19 protein-coding genes and 1 pseudogene are annotated in these 15,671 nt (G+C 37.3%); 7 read left to right on the forward strand and 13 right to left on the reverse strand.

The annotated features are described in order from the left end of the window. The first annotated feature begins 26 nt into the window (after positions 1 to 26). Both MHB38_RS09385 and MHB38_RS09390 read left to right on the forward strand, forming a co-directional pair. Entirely contained in the window at positions 27 to 1,190 is a 1,164-nt protein-coding gene (locus tag MHB38_RS09385) for an isocitrate/isopropylmalate dehydrogenase family protein (RefSeq protein ID WP_341003163.1), read from the forward strand. 80 nt (positions 1,191 to 1,270) lie between these two features. Then, positions 1,271 to 1,522 (forward strand): annotated as a pseudogene (locus tag MHB38_RS09390) (DapH/DapD/GlmU-related protein); the annotation flags it as partial. Between the two features lie 210 nt (positions 1,523 to 1,732). On the opposite strand, the gene arsC reads toward MHB38_RS09390, so the two are convergent. The 7 genes from arsC to MHB38_RS09425 form a co-directional block, all read right to left on the reverse strand. Further along, positions 1,733 to 2,152, reverse strand: a complete 420-nt coding sequence (gene arsC / locus MHB38_RS09395) for an arsenate reductase (thioredoxin) (protein WP_025207406.1) — start codon at positions 2,150 to 2,152, stop codon at positions 1,733 to 1,735. A gap of 14 nt (positions 2,153 to 2,166) precedes the next feature. Beyond that, positions 2,167 to 3,465 (reverse strand): arsenical efflux pump membrane protein ArsB, encoded by a 1,299-nt coding sequence (locus MHB38_RS09400; RefSeq protein WP_048002674.1) that lies wholly within the window; start codon positions 3,463 to 3,465, stop codon positions 2,167 to 2,169. A gap of 12 nt (positions 3,466 to 3,477) precedes the next feature. Continuing rightward, complete coding sequence (locus MHB38_RS09405; protein ID WP_080964913.1) at positions 3,478 to 3,825, reverse strand: ArsR/SmtB family transcription factor; 348 nt, start codon at positions 3,823 to 3,825, stop codon at positions 3,478 to 3,480. 697 nt (positions 3,826 to 4,522) lie between these two features. Continuing rightward, complete coding sequence (locus MHB38_RS09410; protein ID WP_025207410.1) at positions 4,523 to 4,975, reverse strand: VOC family protein; 453 nt, start codon at positions 4,973 to 4,975, stop codon at positions 4,523 to 4,525. A 106-nt stretch (positions 4,976 to 5,081) separates the two neighbouring features. Beyond that, entirely contained in the window at positions 5,082 to 5,795 is a 714-nt protein-coding gene (locus MHB38_RS09415; RefSeq protein WP_035391913.1) for a DsbA family oxidoreductase, read from the reverse strand. Positions 5,796 to 5,921: 126 nt separating this feature from the next. After that, positions 5,922 to 6,542, reverse strand: coding sequence for an FMN-dependent NADH-azoreductase (locus MHB38_RS09420; RefSeq protein WP_025207412.1), 621 nt, complete (start codon positions 6,540 to 6,542; stop codon positions 5,922 to 5,924). A gap of 127 nt (positions 6,543 to 6,669) precedes the next feature. Next, positions 6,670 to 7,314: an NAD(P)-dependent oxidoreductase gene (locus tag MHB38_RS09425; protein WP_007499309.1), complete on the reverse strand. Its 645-nt coding sequence runs from the start codon at positions 7,312 to 7,314 to the stop codon at positions 6,670 to 6,672. Between the two features lie 231 nt (positions 7,315 to 7,545). On the opposite strand from MHB38_RS09425, the gene MHB38_RS09430 reads away from it, so the two are divergent. Further along, positions 7,546 to 8,127 (forward strand): TetR/AcrR family transcriptional regulator, encoded by a 582-nt coding sequence (locus MHB38_RS09430; RefSeq protein ID WP_017367339.1) that lies wholly within the window; start codon positions 7,546 to 7,548, stop codon positions 8,125 to 8,127. Between the two features lie 218 nt (positions 8,128 to 8,345). Here MHB38_RS09430 and MHB38_RS09435 read toward each other — a convergent pair whose 3' ends face one another. Further along, complete coding sequence (locus MHB38_RS09435) at positions 8,346 to 8,927, reverse strand: NAD(P)H-dependent oxidoreductase (RefSeq protein WP_202734423.1); 582 nt, start codon at positions 8,925 to 8,927, stop codon at positions 8,346 to 8,348. Between the two features lie 123 nt (positions 8,928 to 9,050). Between MHB38_RS09435 and MHB38_RS09440 the strand changes: the two genes are divergently transcribed. Next, on the forward strand, positions 9,051 to 9,395 hold the full coding sequence (locus MHB38_RS09440; protein ID WP_017359567.1) for a winged helix-turn-helix transcriptional regulator: 345 nt from the start codon (positions 9,051 to 9,053) through the stop codon (positions 9,393 to 9,395). Between the two features lie 395 nt (positions 9,396 to 9,790). Here MHB38_RS09440 and MHB38_RS09445 read toward each other — a convergent pair whose 3' ends face one another. The 5 genes from MHB38_RS09445 to MHB38_RS09465 all read right to left on the reverse strand — a co-directional run bounded on the left by MHB38_RS09445 (position 9,791) and on the right by MHB38_RS09465 (position 14,058). Continuing rightward, positions 9,791 to 10,894: a threonine synthase gene (locus tag MHB38_RS09445; protein WP_048001473.1), complete on the reverse strand. Its 1,104-nt coding sequence runs from the start codon at positions 10,892 to 10,894 to the stop codon at positions 9,791 to 9,793. A gap of 72 nt (positions 10,895 to 10,966) precedes the next feature. Beyond that, a complete protein-coding gene (locus MHB38_RS09450) occupies positions 10,967 to 11,341 on the reverse strand; it encodes a RidA family protein (RefSeq protein WP_017367342.1) in 375 nt (124 codons plus the stop codon). Between the two features lie 11 nt (positions 11,342 to 11,352). Further along, the gene (locus MHB38_RS09455) at positions 11,353 to 12,003 is read right to left on the reverse strand and encodes a helix-turn-helix transcriptional regulator (protein WP_046343659.1); all 651 of its coding nucleotides are present in this window, start codon (positions 12,001 to 12,003) and stop codon (positions 11,353 to 11,355) included. Positions 12,004 to 12,165: 162 nt separating this feature from the next. Then, positions 12,166 to 12,825 (reverse strand): TetR/AcrR family transcriptional regulator, encoded by a 660-nt coding sequence (locus MHB38_RS09460; RefSeq protein ID WP_202734698.1) that lies wholly within the window; start codon positions 12,823 to 12,825, stop codon positions 12,166 to 12,168. 63 nt (positions 12,826 to 12,888) lie between these two features. Then, positions 12,889 to 14,058, reverse strand: a complete 1,170-nt coding sequence (locus MHB38_RS09465) for an FAD-dependent oxidoreductase (protein ID WP_202734422.1) — start codon at positions 14,056 to 14,058, stop codon at positions 12,889 to 12,891. A gap of 255 nt (positions 14,059 to 14,313) precedes the next feature. On the opposite strand from MHB38_RS09465, the gene MHB38_RS09470 reads away from it, so the two are divergent. The 3 genes from MHB38_RS09470 to MHB38_RS09480 all read left to right on the forward strand — a co-directional run bounded on the left by MHB38_RS09470 (position 14,314) and on the right by MHB38_RS09480 (position 15,643). Next, a complete protein-coding gene (locus tag MHB38_RS09470) occupies positions 14,314 to 14,502 on the forward strand; it encodes a hypothetical protein (RefSeq protein WP_108611257.1) in 189 nt (62 codons plus the stop codon). Between the two features lie 108 nt (positions 14,503 to 14,610). Continuing rightward, positions 14,611 to 14,778 carry a YdhR family protein gene (locus tag MHB38_RS09475; protein WP_135227075.1) on the forward strand — a complete coding sequence of 56 codons (168 nt, stop codon included), beginning with the start codon at positions 14,611 to 14,613 and terminating at the stop codon, positions 14,776 to 14,778. Between the two features lie 94 nt (positions 14,779 to 14,872). Beyond that, positions 14,873 to 15,643, forward strand: coding sequence for a pentapeptide repeat-containing protein (locus MHB38_RS09480; protein ID WP_341003169.1), 771 nt, complete (start codon positions 14,873 to 14,875; stop codon positions 15,641 to 15,643). Positions 15,644 to 15,671: the final 28 nt, after the last annotated feature.

The following is a 15,671-nucleotide window of genomic DNA, read 5'->3' on the forward strand; positions in this document are numbered from 1 at the left end:
AGGAGACTTCTTGATTCGTAAATAACATGAGGGAGGATCATCATGAAGAAAATATTCCAACTTCATCATTCTTTGATAGAATAAAGACAAAAGGGGCGATACATATGTCATATCGAATAGGTGTTTTAAAGGGAGACGGGATTGGACCGGAAATTGTTAATTCTAGTATGCGTATTTTAAAGACAGCGCTGTCACAGTTCAATGAACCATTTGTGGAATTTGTAGAGTGTCCTATCGGTGCTGAAGCCATTCATTCTCATCAAGATTCAGTGCCAGCTTCTACGATAGCCGCCTTGAAAAAATGCCATGGCTGGATATTAGGACCTCATGATTCAGCTTCATATCCTGATCAATTGAAAGAAAGAAGAAATCCAAGTGGAGAACTGCGTCATACATTTGATTTATTTGCAAATATTCGTCCATCGCAATCGCTACCAGGTGTGAAAAGCGTTGCCAGTGGCGTCGACCTTGTCATTTTTCGAGAAAATACAGAAGGCTTTTATCCAGACCGGAATATGTATCAGGGGACAGGAGAGTGTATGATTACACCAGATGTCGCCATATCTACAGGTGTGTTTACAAAAAAAGCAATTACCCGTATTGCCCACGCGGCCTTTCAACGTGCAGTGGAGAGGAGGGGGAAAGTCACCATTGTTCATAAAGCGAACGTGATCAAATTAGGATCTGGCTTGTTTTTACGAACATGTCAAGAGGTAGCGAAAGCATATCCACAAGTGGAGGTTGAGGATATTCATATTGATGCGATGGCTGCCCATTTAGTGAGACGTGCAGGTGATTTTGATGTGATTGTGACAGAAAATATGTTTGGCGACATTTTATCTGATCTTGCAGGGGAACTAGTCGGCAGTTTAGGAATGGCACCCTCATTAAATTGCAACGAAAATCAAGCGATGGCACAGGCGGCACATGGTTCAGCACCTGATATAGCTGGTCAAAATATCGCCAATCCAATGGGCATGATTCTTTCTACAGTGATGCTTTGTAACTGGCTACATGTGAAATATAAGGATGAAAGATTAAAACAGACAGCCAGTCTGATCGAACATACTCTTGGTGAGACCTTAAAAAAGAACTTGAAAACGAAGGATTTAGGAGGAAATGAGACGACGACACAATTCACCGAGGCATTCATTCAAACGATGAATGAATTTTCAATAAAAGGGAGATGAACATGAAAACAGAAAAAGAAAAGATGATCAATACTATCTCACCCAAATGACCACACATTGATGGCAGATCGAGCAAAAGCGCGACAAATGTACATATATATACAGCTGGACATCCGTTAAATCCAGAAGAACGTCAAACAGGTATTGAATTCGGCAAACCAGTCACAATTGGACATCATGTATGGATTGGCGGCGGTGCCATTATCAATCCAGGTGTGACAATCGGAGATCATGCTGTCATTGCATCAGGATCCGTTGTGACAAAAGATGTTCCGTCAAATGTGATTGTTGGCGGGAATCCTGCAAAAATCTTAAAACATTTAGAGGAATGAAAATCTGACGAATCAACCTTTGGATTTTCATTTTTTATTTTATCTCAATAAGATAAGTATACTTAATAATGAGACAAAGAAAATTCAATTGTTGTTTAACTTCCTAGAATATATATTATGTAAACTAGATATTAATTAATGCAAAAAGAGAATCTTTGACTTGATCCTCTTTATTATTAGATTTTATATTCAATCGACTCAAACGCAGCACTACTTTCCAGTCTCAGCAAACTGTTTCAATCGATCTCCAATTTCATCTCTTACCCTTTGGAAAAATGACCACTTCTCTTCTTCTGTTCCTTCTGCTTTTGCTGGATCATCAAAGTCCCAATGGACACGTTTGACATGAGGTGGAGTCATCGGGCATTTATCAGCTGCGTCCCCGCATAGTGTGACGACTAAGTCAGCGTGATGCAATATTTTCTGATCAATCAGGTCAGACGTTTGATTAGAAATATCAATCCCTATTTCTTTCATTGCTTTTACAGCATTCGGATTTAATCCATGAGCTTCGATACCAGCACTATAGACCTTCCACTCATCTCCAAGATGTTTTTTAGCCCAACCTTCAGCCATTTGACTGCGGCAAGAATTACCGGTACATAAAAAGTATATTGTTTTCTTTGACATGTTGATCGTCTCCTTTAATGTATAATCATTAGCCAGAAATACAATGCTAAAAGTGTGATGAATAGCGTTGGTACAGTTAAAATGACCCCTATTTTGAAATATGTCCCCCAGGAAATCTTCACACCTTTTTGAGAAAGGACGTGGAGCCATAGTAGTGTTGCTAAGGAGCCAATGGGCGTAATTTTTGGTCCTAAATCAGAACCAATGACATTTGCGTATATTAACGCTTCTCTCATCATTCCTTGTGTATCGGTGCCGGAAATGGCTAATGCATCGATCATGACCGTCGGCATATTATTCATGACAGATGAAAGAATCGCTGCGATAAATCCCATACCAAGAGTACCTGCCAATAAACCTTGATTTGCTACAGCTTGAATCACGCTAGAAAGAGCATCAGTAAGCCCTGCATTTCGCATGCCATAGACAACAACGTACATACCTATAGAAAAGAAAACGATCGCCCAGGGAGCTTCTTTTAGAACGCTTTTTGTTTGAACAGAAGGGCTTTTTTGTGCAATGACCAAGAATAAAATAGCAATCACTCCAGCTATGACCGATACAGGTATAGATAAAAATTCGCTTGCAAAATAACCAATCAACAAAAAAGCTAATATATACCAAGATAATCTAAACATCTTTGGATCTTTTATTGCTTCACTTGGGTGTTTTAACTCATTCATATCATAGTGTTTAGGTATACTCTTTCTAAAGAAAAGGTACAGTACAGTGATACTCGCAAGCAACGAAAAAAGGTTTGGAACAACCATTCTGGATGCATATTCAATAAATGTAATGTTGAAATAGTCGGCTGTTACAATGTTCACCAAATTACTTACGACAAGTGGAAGCGATGTTGTATCTGCAATAAACCCACTCGCGATAATAAAAGGGAATACTATTTTTTCATTGAAGTGTAATGCTCTGACCATGGCTAAAACAATGGGTGTCAAAATAAGTGCTGCACCATCGTTTGCAAATAGAGCAGCGACGATTGCACCAAGGATGGTCACATACACAAACATACGTAGCCCACTGCCTTTTGCAGCCTTTGCCATATGCAATGCTGCCCATTCAAAAAAGCCGATTCGATCAAGGATGAGTGAAATGACGATAATGGCGACAAAAGCTAAAGTCGCATTCCAAACAATGCCTGTCACGGTGATCACATCGTCTACATTCACAACACCTACGATTAATGCTAAAATAGCTCCTCCACAAGCGGACCACCCTATGGATAAATTTTTTGGCTGCCAAATAACCAGTACCAAAGTGAACAAAAATATGATTAATGATAAAACGGCAAAACTCAAACCCATCCCTCCTTACGAACAAGAAATGTTTGTTGCTTTATGTTGTATACTTTTTAAAAGGTCATCTTCTTTATCAATTTGATTTAAGATGATCCGAATCGTCTCAAATTCTGGAGACAGTGTATTGATTGAATAATAACGCCACTGCCCTTTTCTGTTCTCATGAACAAATCCAGCTTTTTTTAATTTTCGTAGATGCTGACTAATCGCTGGTTGACTCATTTCGAACATATCTACCAGTTCACAAACACAATATTCTTTCTCCAAAAACAATTTCATCATGATCAGTCTTCTTTGATCACTGAGTGTTTTTAAACAATTCGACATATGTGTCACACCAATTGAAACATCTGTAGTCACAATGATTCCCCCTCTTTTCAACTCCTTCAATAGTATATAACTGAAAACTTATATAATCAATTGATTATATGAATTCAAACAAAAATTGATTCGTGTGAAAATGATTGATTTAAATACCGACTTCTCTTCTTCAAATGAAACCACATAGTTATTTAAATAGCCCAGTTCTCTATATTGGCAAAAAAGGTGTTGATAAAAACAAAAGACAGAGGTCTTGTGCCTTTTATCATTCGAGTGAAATTAAATAATCAAGAAGAAAAAACTTACGAGGCAAAGACGGTTATACATGCCACTGGTACGTGGAAAAACCCTAACCCAATAAATGCTGAAGGGATTATGACAGAAAATGAAAAAAGAGTTGCTAATCGAATGGCATTCCTGATATTTTAAATCGCGATCTGACTCGGTATCAGAATTGCATTGGGCATTCTGCTGTTAACACTTTGCTAGAGCTGCCAAAGCTAAAAGAGACATCAAAAAGCACAGAAATGATATGGATTTTAAGAAAGCAGGATATTAGTGAGGTATTAAGAGGAGAAAACAATGATCAATTGCCTGCAAGAGGTCAATTAGATGGAAAGGACCCTTCTTGGTGTCCTATGATCAGAAGGTGAAAGAGGGTCCACAAATTAAGATACAGTTATTGTTTCAACTAATTAAAGGACCCTTGTTCTTGTCTTGGTACAAATTAGATAGGTCATAAAGGTTTTTGGGGTAATTCCATTATTTGAATCTCCATCCCCCATGAAGTTGTGATATAGAAAAATCCAAGAGAGCTCAGCTCTCTGACTTTAACATCAGACTGTTCTGCAAAATATTTTAAAGCCTCTTCTATATCGGTAACTGTAATAGCTAGATGGGCTACACCGATATCACTGGGTTTTAGGTGAACATTCTGTTGATCTGGCGTCGACCATTGAACCAGTTCGATCTTTCTACCGCCATATTGCAAAAATGCCGCCCCTTCTACAACTGAATGTTCGTGAACCCCAAAGTACCTTTTTAAACTATCGTCCTCAAACTGCATCCGTTTTGGCCGGAACAAGACTTCAAAACCCAAAATATGAGTGAAGAATTCAACTGCTACTTCGATATCGGGTACTACAAATCCTGAATGCTCGATTGTACCTTGAAAAATTGTATTTTTCATATCGCTAAACCCCTTTGATTTTTGGAAGTAAATGTTTCATTATAAAGTGGTATTTAAAGTAGCTATATCAATCTTTTGTGATTTCTATATCTTTTTTGAATATCCATTAAAATTTACATGTTCCATCTGAACAATATTCATCGAGCGACGACTCTAATTTATGCTCTTCAACCTTACGATTCCCGTACTCTTCTTTCCATACCTGTTGTAATGTTTCTAAAAACACTTCGCTAGGTTGTGCTCCTGAGATGACATATTTATCATTCACAACGTAAAAGGGCACGCCCTGAATCCCAATTTTAGATCCCTCGGCTCTATCAGCTGCGATATTCTCGCTATATTGATCATTTGATAAAACATCCAAAGCTTCGTTGCCATCAAGACCTATTTCACTTGAAAGTTGAGCAAGTGTTGCGTGATCACCGATATCTAGTGAATCTGTGAAATGAGCTTTCAAAATACGTTCCATAAACTCCCGAATCTTCCCTTTCTCTTTTGCATAATAAGAAAGACGAAGTGCATCATATGAATTCGTAGGAATCATTGTATCAAATTGATAATCTAACCCAACCTCTTTTGCTTTCTGTTTCAATTGATTGTTCAGTACTTTTGCTTTTTCATATGGGACACCATGCTTAGAGGATAATACTTGATGGATATCCATTCCTGTATTTTTTTTCGCATATGGATCTAATTGAAAATGTCGAAATAAGACTTCGACCTCTTCTTTATGTTCAAACTGTTCTAACCCTATTTCAAATTGACGTTTGCCAATATAACAAAACGGGCAAACAAAATCAGACCAAATTTCTACTTTCATCCTATGTTCCCCCTTTATGATTTTAATGAATGTATTTTGTCTATTCTTCTTTATTACGCTTTTGAACGTGCGAGGTGGGATGATGTTAATTAAAATCTTTTTAACTAATCCCACCAATGCTCTTTTTTAAAACGTTCGTGCTACCGTTTTTGCTTTTTCAATTGTTGAAGTAACAATTTCTTCTTCTTTAGTTGGATCATAGTCAATACCTTCAACAAAAATCGTTGGTTCCACTTCAATTCCAACAAACTTCAGCGCACCTCTTACGTAAGAATCGGAATGTTCCATTCCAATTGCCTGCGAATAAAATCCTCCCATACCATGAATATGGATTGCTTTTTTCCCTTTCATCAATCCTTCTGGACCTTCTGATGTATATTTAAACGTTTTTCCAGCACTCATGATTGTATCAAAATAGGCTTTTAATAAAGGTTGGATTCCTAAATTCCACATTGAAGACTGAATGATATATTTATCTGCTTCCATAAATTGCTTTGTGAATGCATTCACTGCTTCTATTTTTTGTGATTCAACATCTGTTAGCACTTCCCCACTTCTTAACTTCTTTTGTCCAGTTAAAAAATCAGCATCGATTAATGGCACATTTGCATAATAGACATCTACTTCTATTATTTCATCCGTTGGATTTACTTTCTTATATTCAGTGATAAATGCTCTAGCAACTTGCGTACTTCTTGATTGTTCCTCACTTTGAGGTGTTCCTTTAACAAATAATACTTTTGACATGATCATGTCCCCTTTATGATTTTGATTTTGAATACTTATAAAAAGAATGCACACGCAATATTTTGGTATGACCCTAAATGATTCCTATAATTTCTGCTGAATCAACAACCTCATACAAAAAGCTGATTTAATGATTATAGACAATGGGCATTTTTCCGATTAATTGGTGTTGCCTAGCAGCGTCATACATGAGTTTAGCGACATTTTCCCTAGATACGGACATTTTAGCTGGCTGATCGCCGAATGAATAACCGTAAGATTGCCCGTTGTATTTGATATTAGGATTAATGATTCGAACGACTGTCCAATCCAGGTTCGATTCTTTAATCAGTTCTCCTATCTTCTTCATTTCGGCATAACCATTTGGCATGAGAAGTTTAGGCAATATTCTTGGCAATATCGTCGATAAGCTTTTCTTATCGTCTTCAGATTGCAAGGCTGGCGTCGCGAGTGTAATCAACCTTTTTTTGGTGAACTTCTTCATCGCTTTGACAATTCGGTTATGTCCATCGGCGATCGGTGTACCTTTTTGTTTTCGAGACAAATCAATGCCGGGACCTAAGGTGCTTATCACGACATCAGCTTCTGAAACTGCCGTTTCAATAGCTGAAGTGTTCGTTAGTTCACCCGTTACAATGCGTAAATTCGAATGCTTTTGCTTGATTTTCTCAGGGTTTCTAACATATACCGTAACGATATCTCCGTTTTCTAATGCAAACTGTGTTAAAAGTTGACCGATTGCACCAGTTGCACCAAAAATAGTGATGTTCATGGTCGTCTATCTCCTTTTGTTATTCAGAATGATCACAATGATTTCCTTGATCAAAAATCTTTCGTAATAACATGTGTTATTTAAGCAACGCGCGTTGTATAATTGATGATAAGATGAAAAAGAATAATAAACAATAACCAAAATAGCCAATATGTAGTTTACGCAACACTTCTAATGTATTGTCGTTTTTAGACAAGATGATGAACCCTAAAAGGAGAAGAAAAAATAATTATGCCAAAAAAAGATCCGAGAATACTTCGTACAAGACAATTGATTGTAGACTCTTTTCTTTCGTTAGCTAGTGAAAAAGATTTCAACCATATAACGGTACGTGATATCACAGAAAAGGCTACTATTAACCGGGCTACATTTTATGCGCACTTTGACGATAAATTTGATTTATTACATTCTACAATCACCAATACATTTACAGACAAATTGAAAAAAAGACTCAATGATCACGATGGATTCAATGAAAAAGTCATTGCAAATATTTTTCTAGCCATGTGTGATCACCATAAAGAGATAAGCGACCTATGTCCCAAAGGTTATCATTCTTTAGGAACTATTATCGAAAGTAAAATTAAAGAGGAGTTACAGAAACTAATAGCTGATCTTATGCTAAAAGGAACTAAAAACATCATCGAATTAGAGGATAAACAAATGGTAGCAACCCTATCTACTATGCTAAGTTGGGGGATATACGGAGCTGCATACACATGGAATAAGGATGGAAGACTTATTTCATCAGAAGAGCTAGTGACTAAGACCCTGCCTATCTTTAAAAATGGCATGAGTCAGTATTATCTTTAATGAAAATGATGTTAACAATCTGCTTGAGCCGGCAGTGCTATAAAAAATATTAAAAAAACACAGAAATGGTATGGATTTAAATAATGGTGTATTTGGAGGAGTGCAAGAGGTCAATTAGGCAGGCACGATTTGTTGTTGCTTAAATGACAAAACTTCTACGACCTTCTCAATAAATTAAATCGGTCGTAGAAGATGGCCCTTATTTGTTGTACTGTAAATCAAATAATCTGGGATATTTCTTTTAAAAATTGCTTTCTCTTTTCATCTGTTGTTAAGTTCACTCTAGAAAAATGAATCCATTTCGTGGATTCATTTTTCAATCCCAAATCTGCTAGCGTTCTGTTAATAAAAACGCTTTGAATGGCATTTCCAGCTTCAGATTCTATATACTTTTTATCTGTAGTTGATGTTGAGATCACGGTTGTTTTTTTTATATTTGTCAATAAACCTTTCAAAGTACCAGTGTTTTGATCTTCAATGAATGCGAAACCGCTTAACATCACTTTATCAATAAATCCTTTTAACATAGCAGGTAGATCCCACCACCAGACTGGGAAAATAAATACCAATTCTGTTGACTGTTTTAATTTTTCTTGATAATCCTTCACTAATAGATAAGGCGTTTCTCCTTTATGAAAATGCTTTAATTCTTCAGCTGTAAAAACAGGATTAAATCCATCTTTATATAAATCGATCACTTGAAACGGTTCTCTCTTTGTTTCTAATTTTTCTGTTATGGAAGTCAAAATGGCATGATTATAGCTTCCATCCCAAGGATGTGCATAGACAATCGTTTTCATTATTCATTCACCCTTTTTCTGAGTTTTGCATCATTTTTTGATGTACATTGATTTTATTGTATGCTATAACATACTACAAGTACGGTAATCAAAGTGCGATACTAACCCAAAGGAGAGTATAAAATGAATGAGGAGTCCTTCCAGACGAAAGCTGAGCTAAAAGATACTGGTTTTGGGTATACTTTGTCATTAATTGGTGGGAAATATAAAATGCCAGTTCTGTATGCTTTATATTCAAACGATGGTCCTGTTCGCTATAATCAGCTGAAACGTAAGCTCGGAACGATTTCTTTTAAAACATTAACCAATACACTAAAAGAGCTTGAGGCGGATCACTTAATTCATCGTAAAGAATATCCCCAAGTGCCTCCAAAAGTAGAATATAGTTTATCTGAAAAGGGTTTATCACTGATGCCTGTATTAGATGAGATATGCTATTGGGGAGAGGAACAAATGAAAAATAATTAGGTAGAGTGGAAAGAAAGCTACTACAGTTTAAACATGCTTTCTAAAGTAGCTTTCTTCTCATCTTATATCAATCCGATTGGCTCATTTTGTTGATGCGCTAACTCCATTTCTTCTGCCAGATAGAGAGCGTTCTTCTTATCTATATCATATCAGGCCAATTGTGGATCAGTTGACGTAATCTAACTGCAACAGTCTTACAAACATCTGGCATTAAGTAACTATCAGAATCCGAAAGATCCAGCAAAGGAATGATGTCATCTGTAAAGTTTTCAAAGGGGTATGTCCCCGCCAAATCCCTCCATATCATCTAAATTCATTTCGCAAATATTACTCCTGATTGAACCTATAATAGGACAACGAGGCACGCAACGCTCTATTCTACCAGAGTCCTAAGGTTATTTTGATTTAATCCCTGCCCCACAAAGAGGTATGATAATGGTTTCTTCTGATTCCTTTTGATATTTCATGTAACCCGCAAAATTGATGGCAGATGTCACTTCGACATAAAATCCTTTCTCACTCAGTTTAGAGCGTGCATGTATAATTTCTTCTTCTTCAATATCAATAAACGTACCATTCGTCTTGTATACAGCTTCTAAAATTTGTTTAGAACGCGCTGGGGCAGCAATAGCGATCCCTTCTGCTACAGTCCCTTTATTTGTGACAGGTGATGCTGATTCTTCTTCATTTTGATAGGCTTTCACAAGGGGTGCGCAGTTTTTCGCTTGGACAGCAACAATTTTCGGTATTTTATGAATGAGACCATTTTCAAATAACTCTTTAAAGCCATAATACGCACCGAGCAGCAGAGTGCCGTTTCCAACCGGAATGATTAAAGCATCCGGTGCTCCTTTTAGTTGCTCAAAGATTTCATAGGCGTATGTTTTTGTACCTTCGAAAAAATAAGGGTTATAGACATGGCTTGCATAAAAAACGTTTTCCTCGTCTACTGCCTTTTGGGCCGCAGCTGCAATGTCCTCTCGTGTACCATGAATTTCTTTAATCGTTGCTCCGTGGGCTTTTATTTGAGCGACTTTTTTAGGTGACGTTTGATCACTTAGATAGATGTCACAGGCAATACCACAACGCGCCGCATACGCAGCAATTGCCGTTCCTGCATTCCCGCTGCTATCAGCAATGACTTTTGTTACCCCTAATTCCTTAGCTTTTGTCATTAACACAGCTGCTCCACGGTCTTTAAATGATAGTGTCGGCATCATATAATCAACTTTTACATAAGTGTTTGGCTCATTAGGATCTAGAACGATTAAAGGAGATTGGCCCTCCCCCATTGTCACAGTTTCCCACGTCTTAGAATCTTTTTGAAATGGCATGGTTTCAACATAACGCCACAATGAATTTGGATAGTGATCCCAAGCTGTGACGTCTATTTTCGGGGTATCTTTCACTAGATTGAATACTCCACCACAATCACATTTCCATAGAGTTGGTGTCATCTCATATTTTTCCCCGCAATGGTTACAAATTAATTGATTCATTCATCATCTACCCCTTTGAATATTTTTTTATATAAAATATAATTTTTTATATAGGGTGGTCAAAAAAATATTCTAAATATAGGCAATGGCATCCATTTCAATTTTGAAACCAAAATGTAATTCATTCGTTGGTACAATCGTACGTGCTGGTTTATGTTCACCGAAAAATTCAGTATAAACCGCATCTACTTTGTCCCATAATTCAATATCTGAAATGTATAATGTCATGCGCAAAATCTTTTCTTTTTGACTTCCAGCAGCCTCTACAATCATCTCTACATTCTTAAGCGCTTGTAATGTCTCTTTTTCAATGGGGCCGAACTCTTTTTCTGTCGTTTCAGGATTGATGGCAAATTGTCCTGACACATAGACCGTGTTTTGATGAATGGTTGCGAATGCATAGTGTCCGTTTGATTTTAGATTTCCTACCTCGAGTATGCTTTCCATTTTGACACTCCTTACCTCGATTTATTTTTGATTTCATCCAAATAGCTATAGACGGTTACTTTGGAAATACCTAACATAGATGCGACCTTCTCAACAGATCCTTTCATTAAAAAAATGCCCTTTTCATCCATAAATTTGATTAGTTCAATTTTTTCATGACGTTTCATGACTGGGTGAACACTGTTTTGAATGATTTGTTGAATCAATTGATCTACTATTTCTTCCACATTTTCAAGATCATCATTTGATGTTGTTTCTTTCTCTTGAGCTTCCACTTGTGTAGTAAGAAAAGTATCCATAAATTGCTGCATTTGATTCAGTGCTTCAACATCAAAATTGATACAGAAAGCACCGATCACTTTTTGCTTTGAATCACGTATTAATGAAGTCGAAGAACGAATCGTACGCTTATCTTCTGTTACAAATGTATAACCAGCCAGATAATCTTCTTTAAAATCTTCTGATTGTAATACAGTCTTGACTAGATGATCAAATGATTGGCCGATTTCTCTTCCTGTCACATGGTTATTTACTGTAAACATGACAGATGCTTGAGGATTCGTTAAATCATGAATCACCACTTCACAATTTGGTCCAAACATTTTTGCAGTAGATTTTGCTAAAGGAATATAACTCTCTAATAACTTTTTAATATGTTCCATGCCTAAGCACCTCATTTTTTTATTCCACTAGATTATATAATTTTTTATATATAAAAACAATATATAGATTTATTTATATATTGTAATGCTCACAAGATCACAAATATGAAAATCATCATATAAAAAAAGCAGCCATTGACTGCTTTTTGCTTGTGCTCCTTTCTAATTGTCTTCCTGCTGGATGCCATACAAAATGACGTCAATTCCCCATCGGAACCGTTCCATTGATACGGTATCACCTGCAAACATTTCTTCTTTTACACGATGAATGAAAGGAAACTGCGTTTTGTCTGCTTGAAGAAATGCTTTTTTTGCGTCTGAAATCTGTGAAGAGCCTTGTTTCTTCCAAGAGACCTTTTCGTATGCTACAGAAGATACGTATAACAGCAATAGGTCTACTCCCCATGCTGCAGATGTAGATTTGATCCCGCCTTCATGCAATGCAGCGAGAATACGTTCGGTCAACTGAATAAAGTTCGTTCCTTGTGGAATGGTGGAAAGAGAAATTTCAGCGAGACCAGGTTTTTCGAATAGCAGGAGGAAATAAGTATGCAATAGGTCGAATAACTGTTCTTTCCATGTGCTATCCTTTGAATCTGGATAGACCATTTGTCCGAGACCATAATCCAATACGTAAGCACTGAGTTCTTGAACATTGTTCACGTAGACATACAAGGATGCAGGTCCCGTATCGAGTGCTTTAGCCACCTTACGCATACTCATGCCCTCTATCCCATGCTCCTTAAGAAGCTCATAGGCCGTTTTCACAATAAGCTCACGGCTTAAGGGTTCTTTAGCCGGCCGAGACCGGCGACTGATCATACGACGATTTGAATTGTTCATACTCTCTTTATAACATGTCAAAGTAAAATAGTAAATTGAGCATCAATCATCATCCTTTTGAAAAGAATTCATCATATTTGCAAGCTTGACCGCAGCGTCATTTGAAAAACACAGTTTTAAACTATTCTCCGATTCATTAGCTTTTTTCGATGAATATTCGTACATCATGTCTTCGTATTCTTCAATCGCCTTTTCAAAATGATGAGAATGTCGGACAATAGCAAGTGCTAGCTCCCTTGCATCAAACATCGCCATGTTCACACCCTCGCCTGCGAATGGCGACATGACGTGAGCTGCATCACCGATAAGCGTTACTCCTTTATGACGATTCCATTTGAAACCGACAGGAAGCGTATAAATCCGTCTTGGAATGATGGCATCTTCTGCATAACGAATATAATTTTTCAGCTGATCATCCCAATCACTAAATAACGCTAATAATTGTTCTTTTGCTTCTTTCGCTTGATGAAACGGTATACCACAAGTCTCGATCCAGTTGCGTTCTACCATAAGGCTTGCATACACTTTGATTCGGCCATCTCCGTTTAACTGCCCAATCAGTCCTTTGTGGTCTGCCAAAGCAAACATCTTACCTCGTTTATTAAATTCAGCTAAATCAGGGTGTTTCTCCTCTACGCTTAAGACATTCAGTTCTAGCATCGTGAGCCCAGAGTATTCAATCTCAATATCTGTTAACAGAGGACGCACACGAGAAAAAGCACCATCAGCCCCAATCAAAAGGTCAACTGTTTCGACAACTCCGTTTTCAAAATGAAGCTCTGTCATACCACTTTCTAATGAAACGCATCTTTCTAGTTTATACCCATATTTGATGGTTTCAGCATCAATTTGTTCTAACAGTAGTTCACATAACACACCACGATCAATTTCCGGGCGAGTACCTGTTTGATCTGATTCCGTTTCTTCATCTAAATAAATTCTTCCTGATTTATCAAGTAATCGGAAATCTTCCCCTTCATAGCGGGCGTTCTTTTGAAATTTCTCATAAACTTCTGCTTCTTTTAAGGCATTTTGACCTGTTTCTTCGTGAATATCCAGTGAGCCGCCTCGTTCAAGGCTCTTGTCATGCATCTCTCGTTCATAAATGGTTGTTTGTATACCGTAATTTTGCAAAATTAAGGCAAGTGTTAGTCCCCCAGGTCCTCCTCCGATGATAGCGATTTGCTTTTGATTCTTAGATAATGACGTCATCTTCTGCATCTCCTCATCCCTTTGTGGAAAGCGTTTTAAATTTCATTTCATTTATATTATAACGAACACCGTTCGTAAAGAACGGTGTTCGTTTAAAGTTGTTTGTTGTACGATTGTGTTTTCATGAAAAAAAACAATCTCCTACCATCATATGATACACTCCATTTAGGACGGTTAAAGGTTGTCGAATCATAACAATGATACTTAGATCAGTAGGTCTCCATTGTTCTCACTCTAAGTGTAAGAGGTGTTTCTATGAATAAATTATTGGCCATGTTGATATTAGGATTAAGCTTTAGTGGTGCTGCGCTCATTCTTTCAGTCCCTTTGTTATTCAAACCGAAACCAGAACAATTTGAGCTGGTGTTTGCTGCTGGATCGGCGGGCGTTTTCTCAGTATTCGCTGTCTCATGCCTAGTTCTTCGAAAACGATCCAATCGCTAAAAAACCTAAACAAATACCCATTGTTTATGACGGTGGATTTTGTTTAGGTTTTTGTGATTTACCTTAGTGTTCAGTCAAAGAATGTATACAAGCTGACCCCGATAGGGAATCTACTTATTCAAAACAAAAGAAACCGCTGAAACATATCACGATATGCACGCTAAACGAATCACTAGCTTTGGCATAATAGACATCAATGCGAAAATCTGTGATATTAATTCTGACATTCCTCATATCACAAAAGGTCCATTAAACGCATATCGTATTGTGATATAATCTTGAGTCAAAGACAAGAGCTGATGGAAAATGAACTTGCTGAATGAACATCATGATGGTGAAAAATTTCTGAAGAAATGATAGGGTGATAGCGATGAGAAGACTTGAGTCTGGTATATCAGTAGACAACGAAGCATTTTCTGATGTGACCAGGTATGAAAACGAAACAATCAGCAGAACGACAATCATCAACTCAAATATTCGTTTTCCTATTTTTTGGAGCTGTCACTTGGATCATCTTGTATTTGATACGTGTGATCTGACGAATGCGAGATTTTTTGCCGGTAGTACGATTGATCATTGTACTTTTAGTCATTCAGACTTGCGCTCTGTGGGCATTGGCAAAAACGAAGCTGTCTTCACCAATTGCGAATTTTCTTCCTGCGATATGAGGGGTATGACATTGGAGAATGCTACGTTTATCGATTGTACTTTCTCTAATTGTAGATTCAATGACCGTGTTTTACAGGCAGCGAACATCGTCAATTGTACCTTTGCTGGTAAGCTAATAGATATAACGTTTGAGGGAAATGGCAAACAAAAGCTGATCGCCAATTTTGAAAACTGCACCCTTGATGGTGTTCGTTTTTTAGGCTGTGACCTAGCGGTATGTATTCCGCCAGCATCCAAAAACCATTTATATGTTGAACATGTATCTGCACGTGTGAAAAAGGCCTTGGAGAAGATAGATGATGATGATCCTACTCTTTCTGACGATGATCGTAAAATACTAGTACGCAGTCTGCGGAAGCTTGAACAAATGGAACAGTATATTTTTAACACGAAATATATGGAGAACATACATGGGGCCGCTTTTGTTGGACGCTTTTTCAGTCATCTTGGATGTAGCAAGGATCACATGTAACGTTTGCTACATCCCTTTTCCTACTTTA

The sequence above is a fragment of the Bacillus sp. FSL K6-3176 genome (assembly GCF_038003325.1).
GTDB lineage: Bacteria > Bacillota > Bacilli > Bacillales > Bacillaceae > Bacillus > Bacillus altitudinis.

Bases quoted from the DNA above. Each gene is read 5' to 3' on its own strand.
- MHB38_RS09385 (WP_341003163.1), top strand. From the start codon at position 27: ATGAGGGAGGATCATCATGAAGAAAATATTCCAACTTCATCATTCTTT.
- arsC (WP_025207406.1), bottom strand. From the start codon at position 2,152: ATGTCAAAGAAAACAATATACTTTTTATGTACCGGTAATTCTTGCCGC.
- MHB38_RS09410 (WP_025207410.1), bottom strand. From the start codon at position 4,975: ATGAAAAATACAATTTTTCAAGGTACAATCGAGCATTCAGGATTTGTA.
- MHB38_RS09415 (WP_035391913.1), bottom strand. From the start codon at position 5,795: ATGAAAGTAGAAATTTGGTCTGATTTTGTTTGCCCGTTTTGTTATATT.
- MHB38_RS09420 (WP_025207412.1), bottom strand. From the start codon at position 6,542: ATGTCAAAAGTATTATTTGTTAAAGGAACACCTCAAAGTGAGGAACAA.
- MHB38_RS09425 (WP_007499309.1), bottom strand. From the start codon at position 7,314: ATGAACATCACTATTTTTGGTGCAACTGGTGCAATCGGTCAACTTTTA.
- MHB38_RS09430 (WP_017367339.1), top strand. From the start codon at position 7,546: ATGCCAAAAAAAGATCCGAGAATACTTCGTACAAGACAATTGATTGTA.
- MHB38_RS09435 (WP_202734423.1), bottom strand. From the start codon at position 8,927: ATGAAAACGATTGTCTATGCACATCCTTGGGATGGAAGCTATAATCAT.
- MHB38_RS09440 (WP_017359567.1), top strand. From the start codon at position 9,051: ATGAATGAGGAGTCCTTCCAGACGAAAGCTGAGCTAAAAGATACTGGT.
- MHB38_RS09445 (WP_048001473.1), bottom strand. From the start codon at position 10,894: ATGAATCAATTAATTTGTAACCATTGCGGGGAAAAATATGAGATGACA.
- MHB38_RS09450 (WP_017367342.1), bottom strand. From the start codon at position 11,341: ATGGAAAGCATACTCGAGGTAGGAAATCTAAAATCAAACGGACACTAT.
- MHB38_RS09455 (WP_046343659.1), bottom strand. From the start codon at position 12,003: ATGGAACATATTAAAAAGTTATTAGAGAGTTATATTCCTTTAGCAAAA.
- MHB38_RS09460 (WP_202734698.1), bottom strand. From the start codon at position 12,825: ATGATCAGTCGCCGGTCTCGGCCGGCTAAAGAACCCTTAAGCCGTGAG.
- MHB38_RS09465 (WP_202734422.1), bottom strand. From the start codon at position 14,058: ATGACGTCATTATCTAAGAATCAAAAGCAAATCGCTATCATCGGAGGA.
- MHB38_RS09470 (WP_108611257.1), top strand. From the start codon at position 14,314: ATGAATAAATTATTGGCCATGTTGATATTAGGATTAAGCTTTAGTGGT.
- MHB38_RS09480 (WP_341003169.1), top strand. From the start codon at position 14,873: ATGAGAAGACTTGAGTCTGGTATATCAGTAGACAACGAAGCATTTTCT.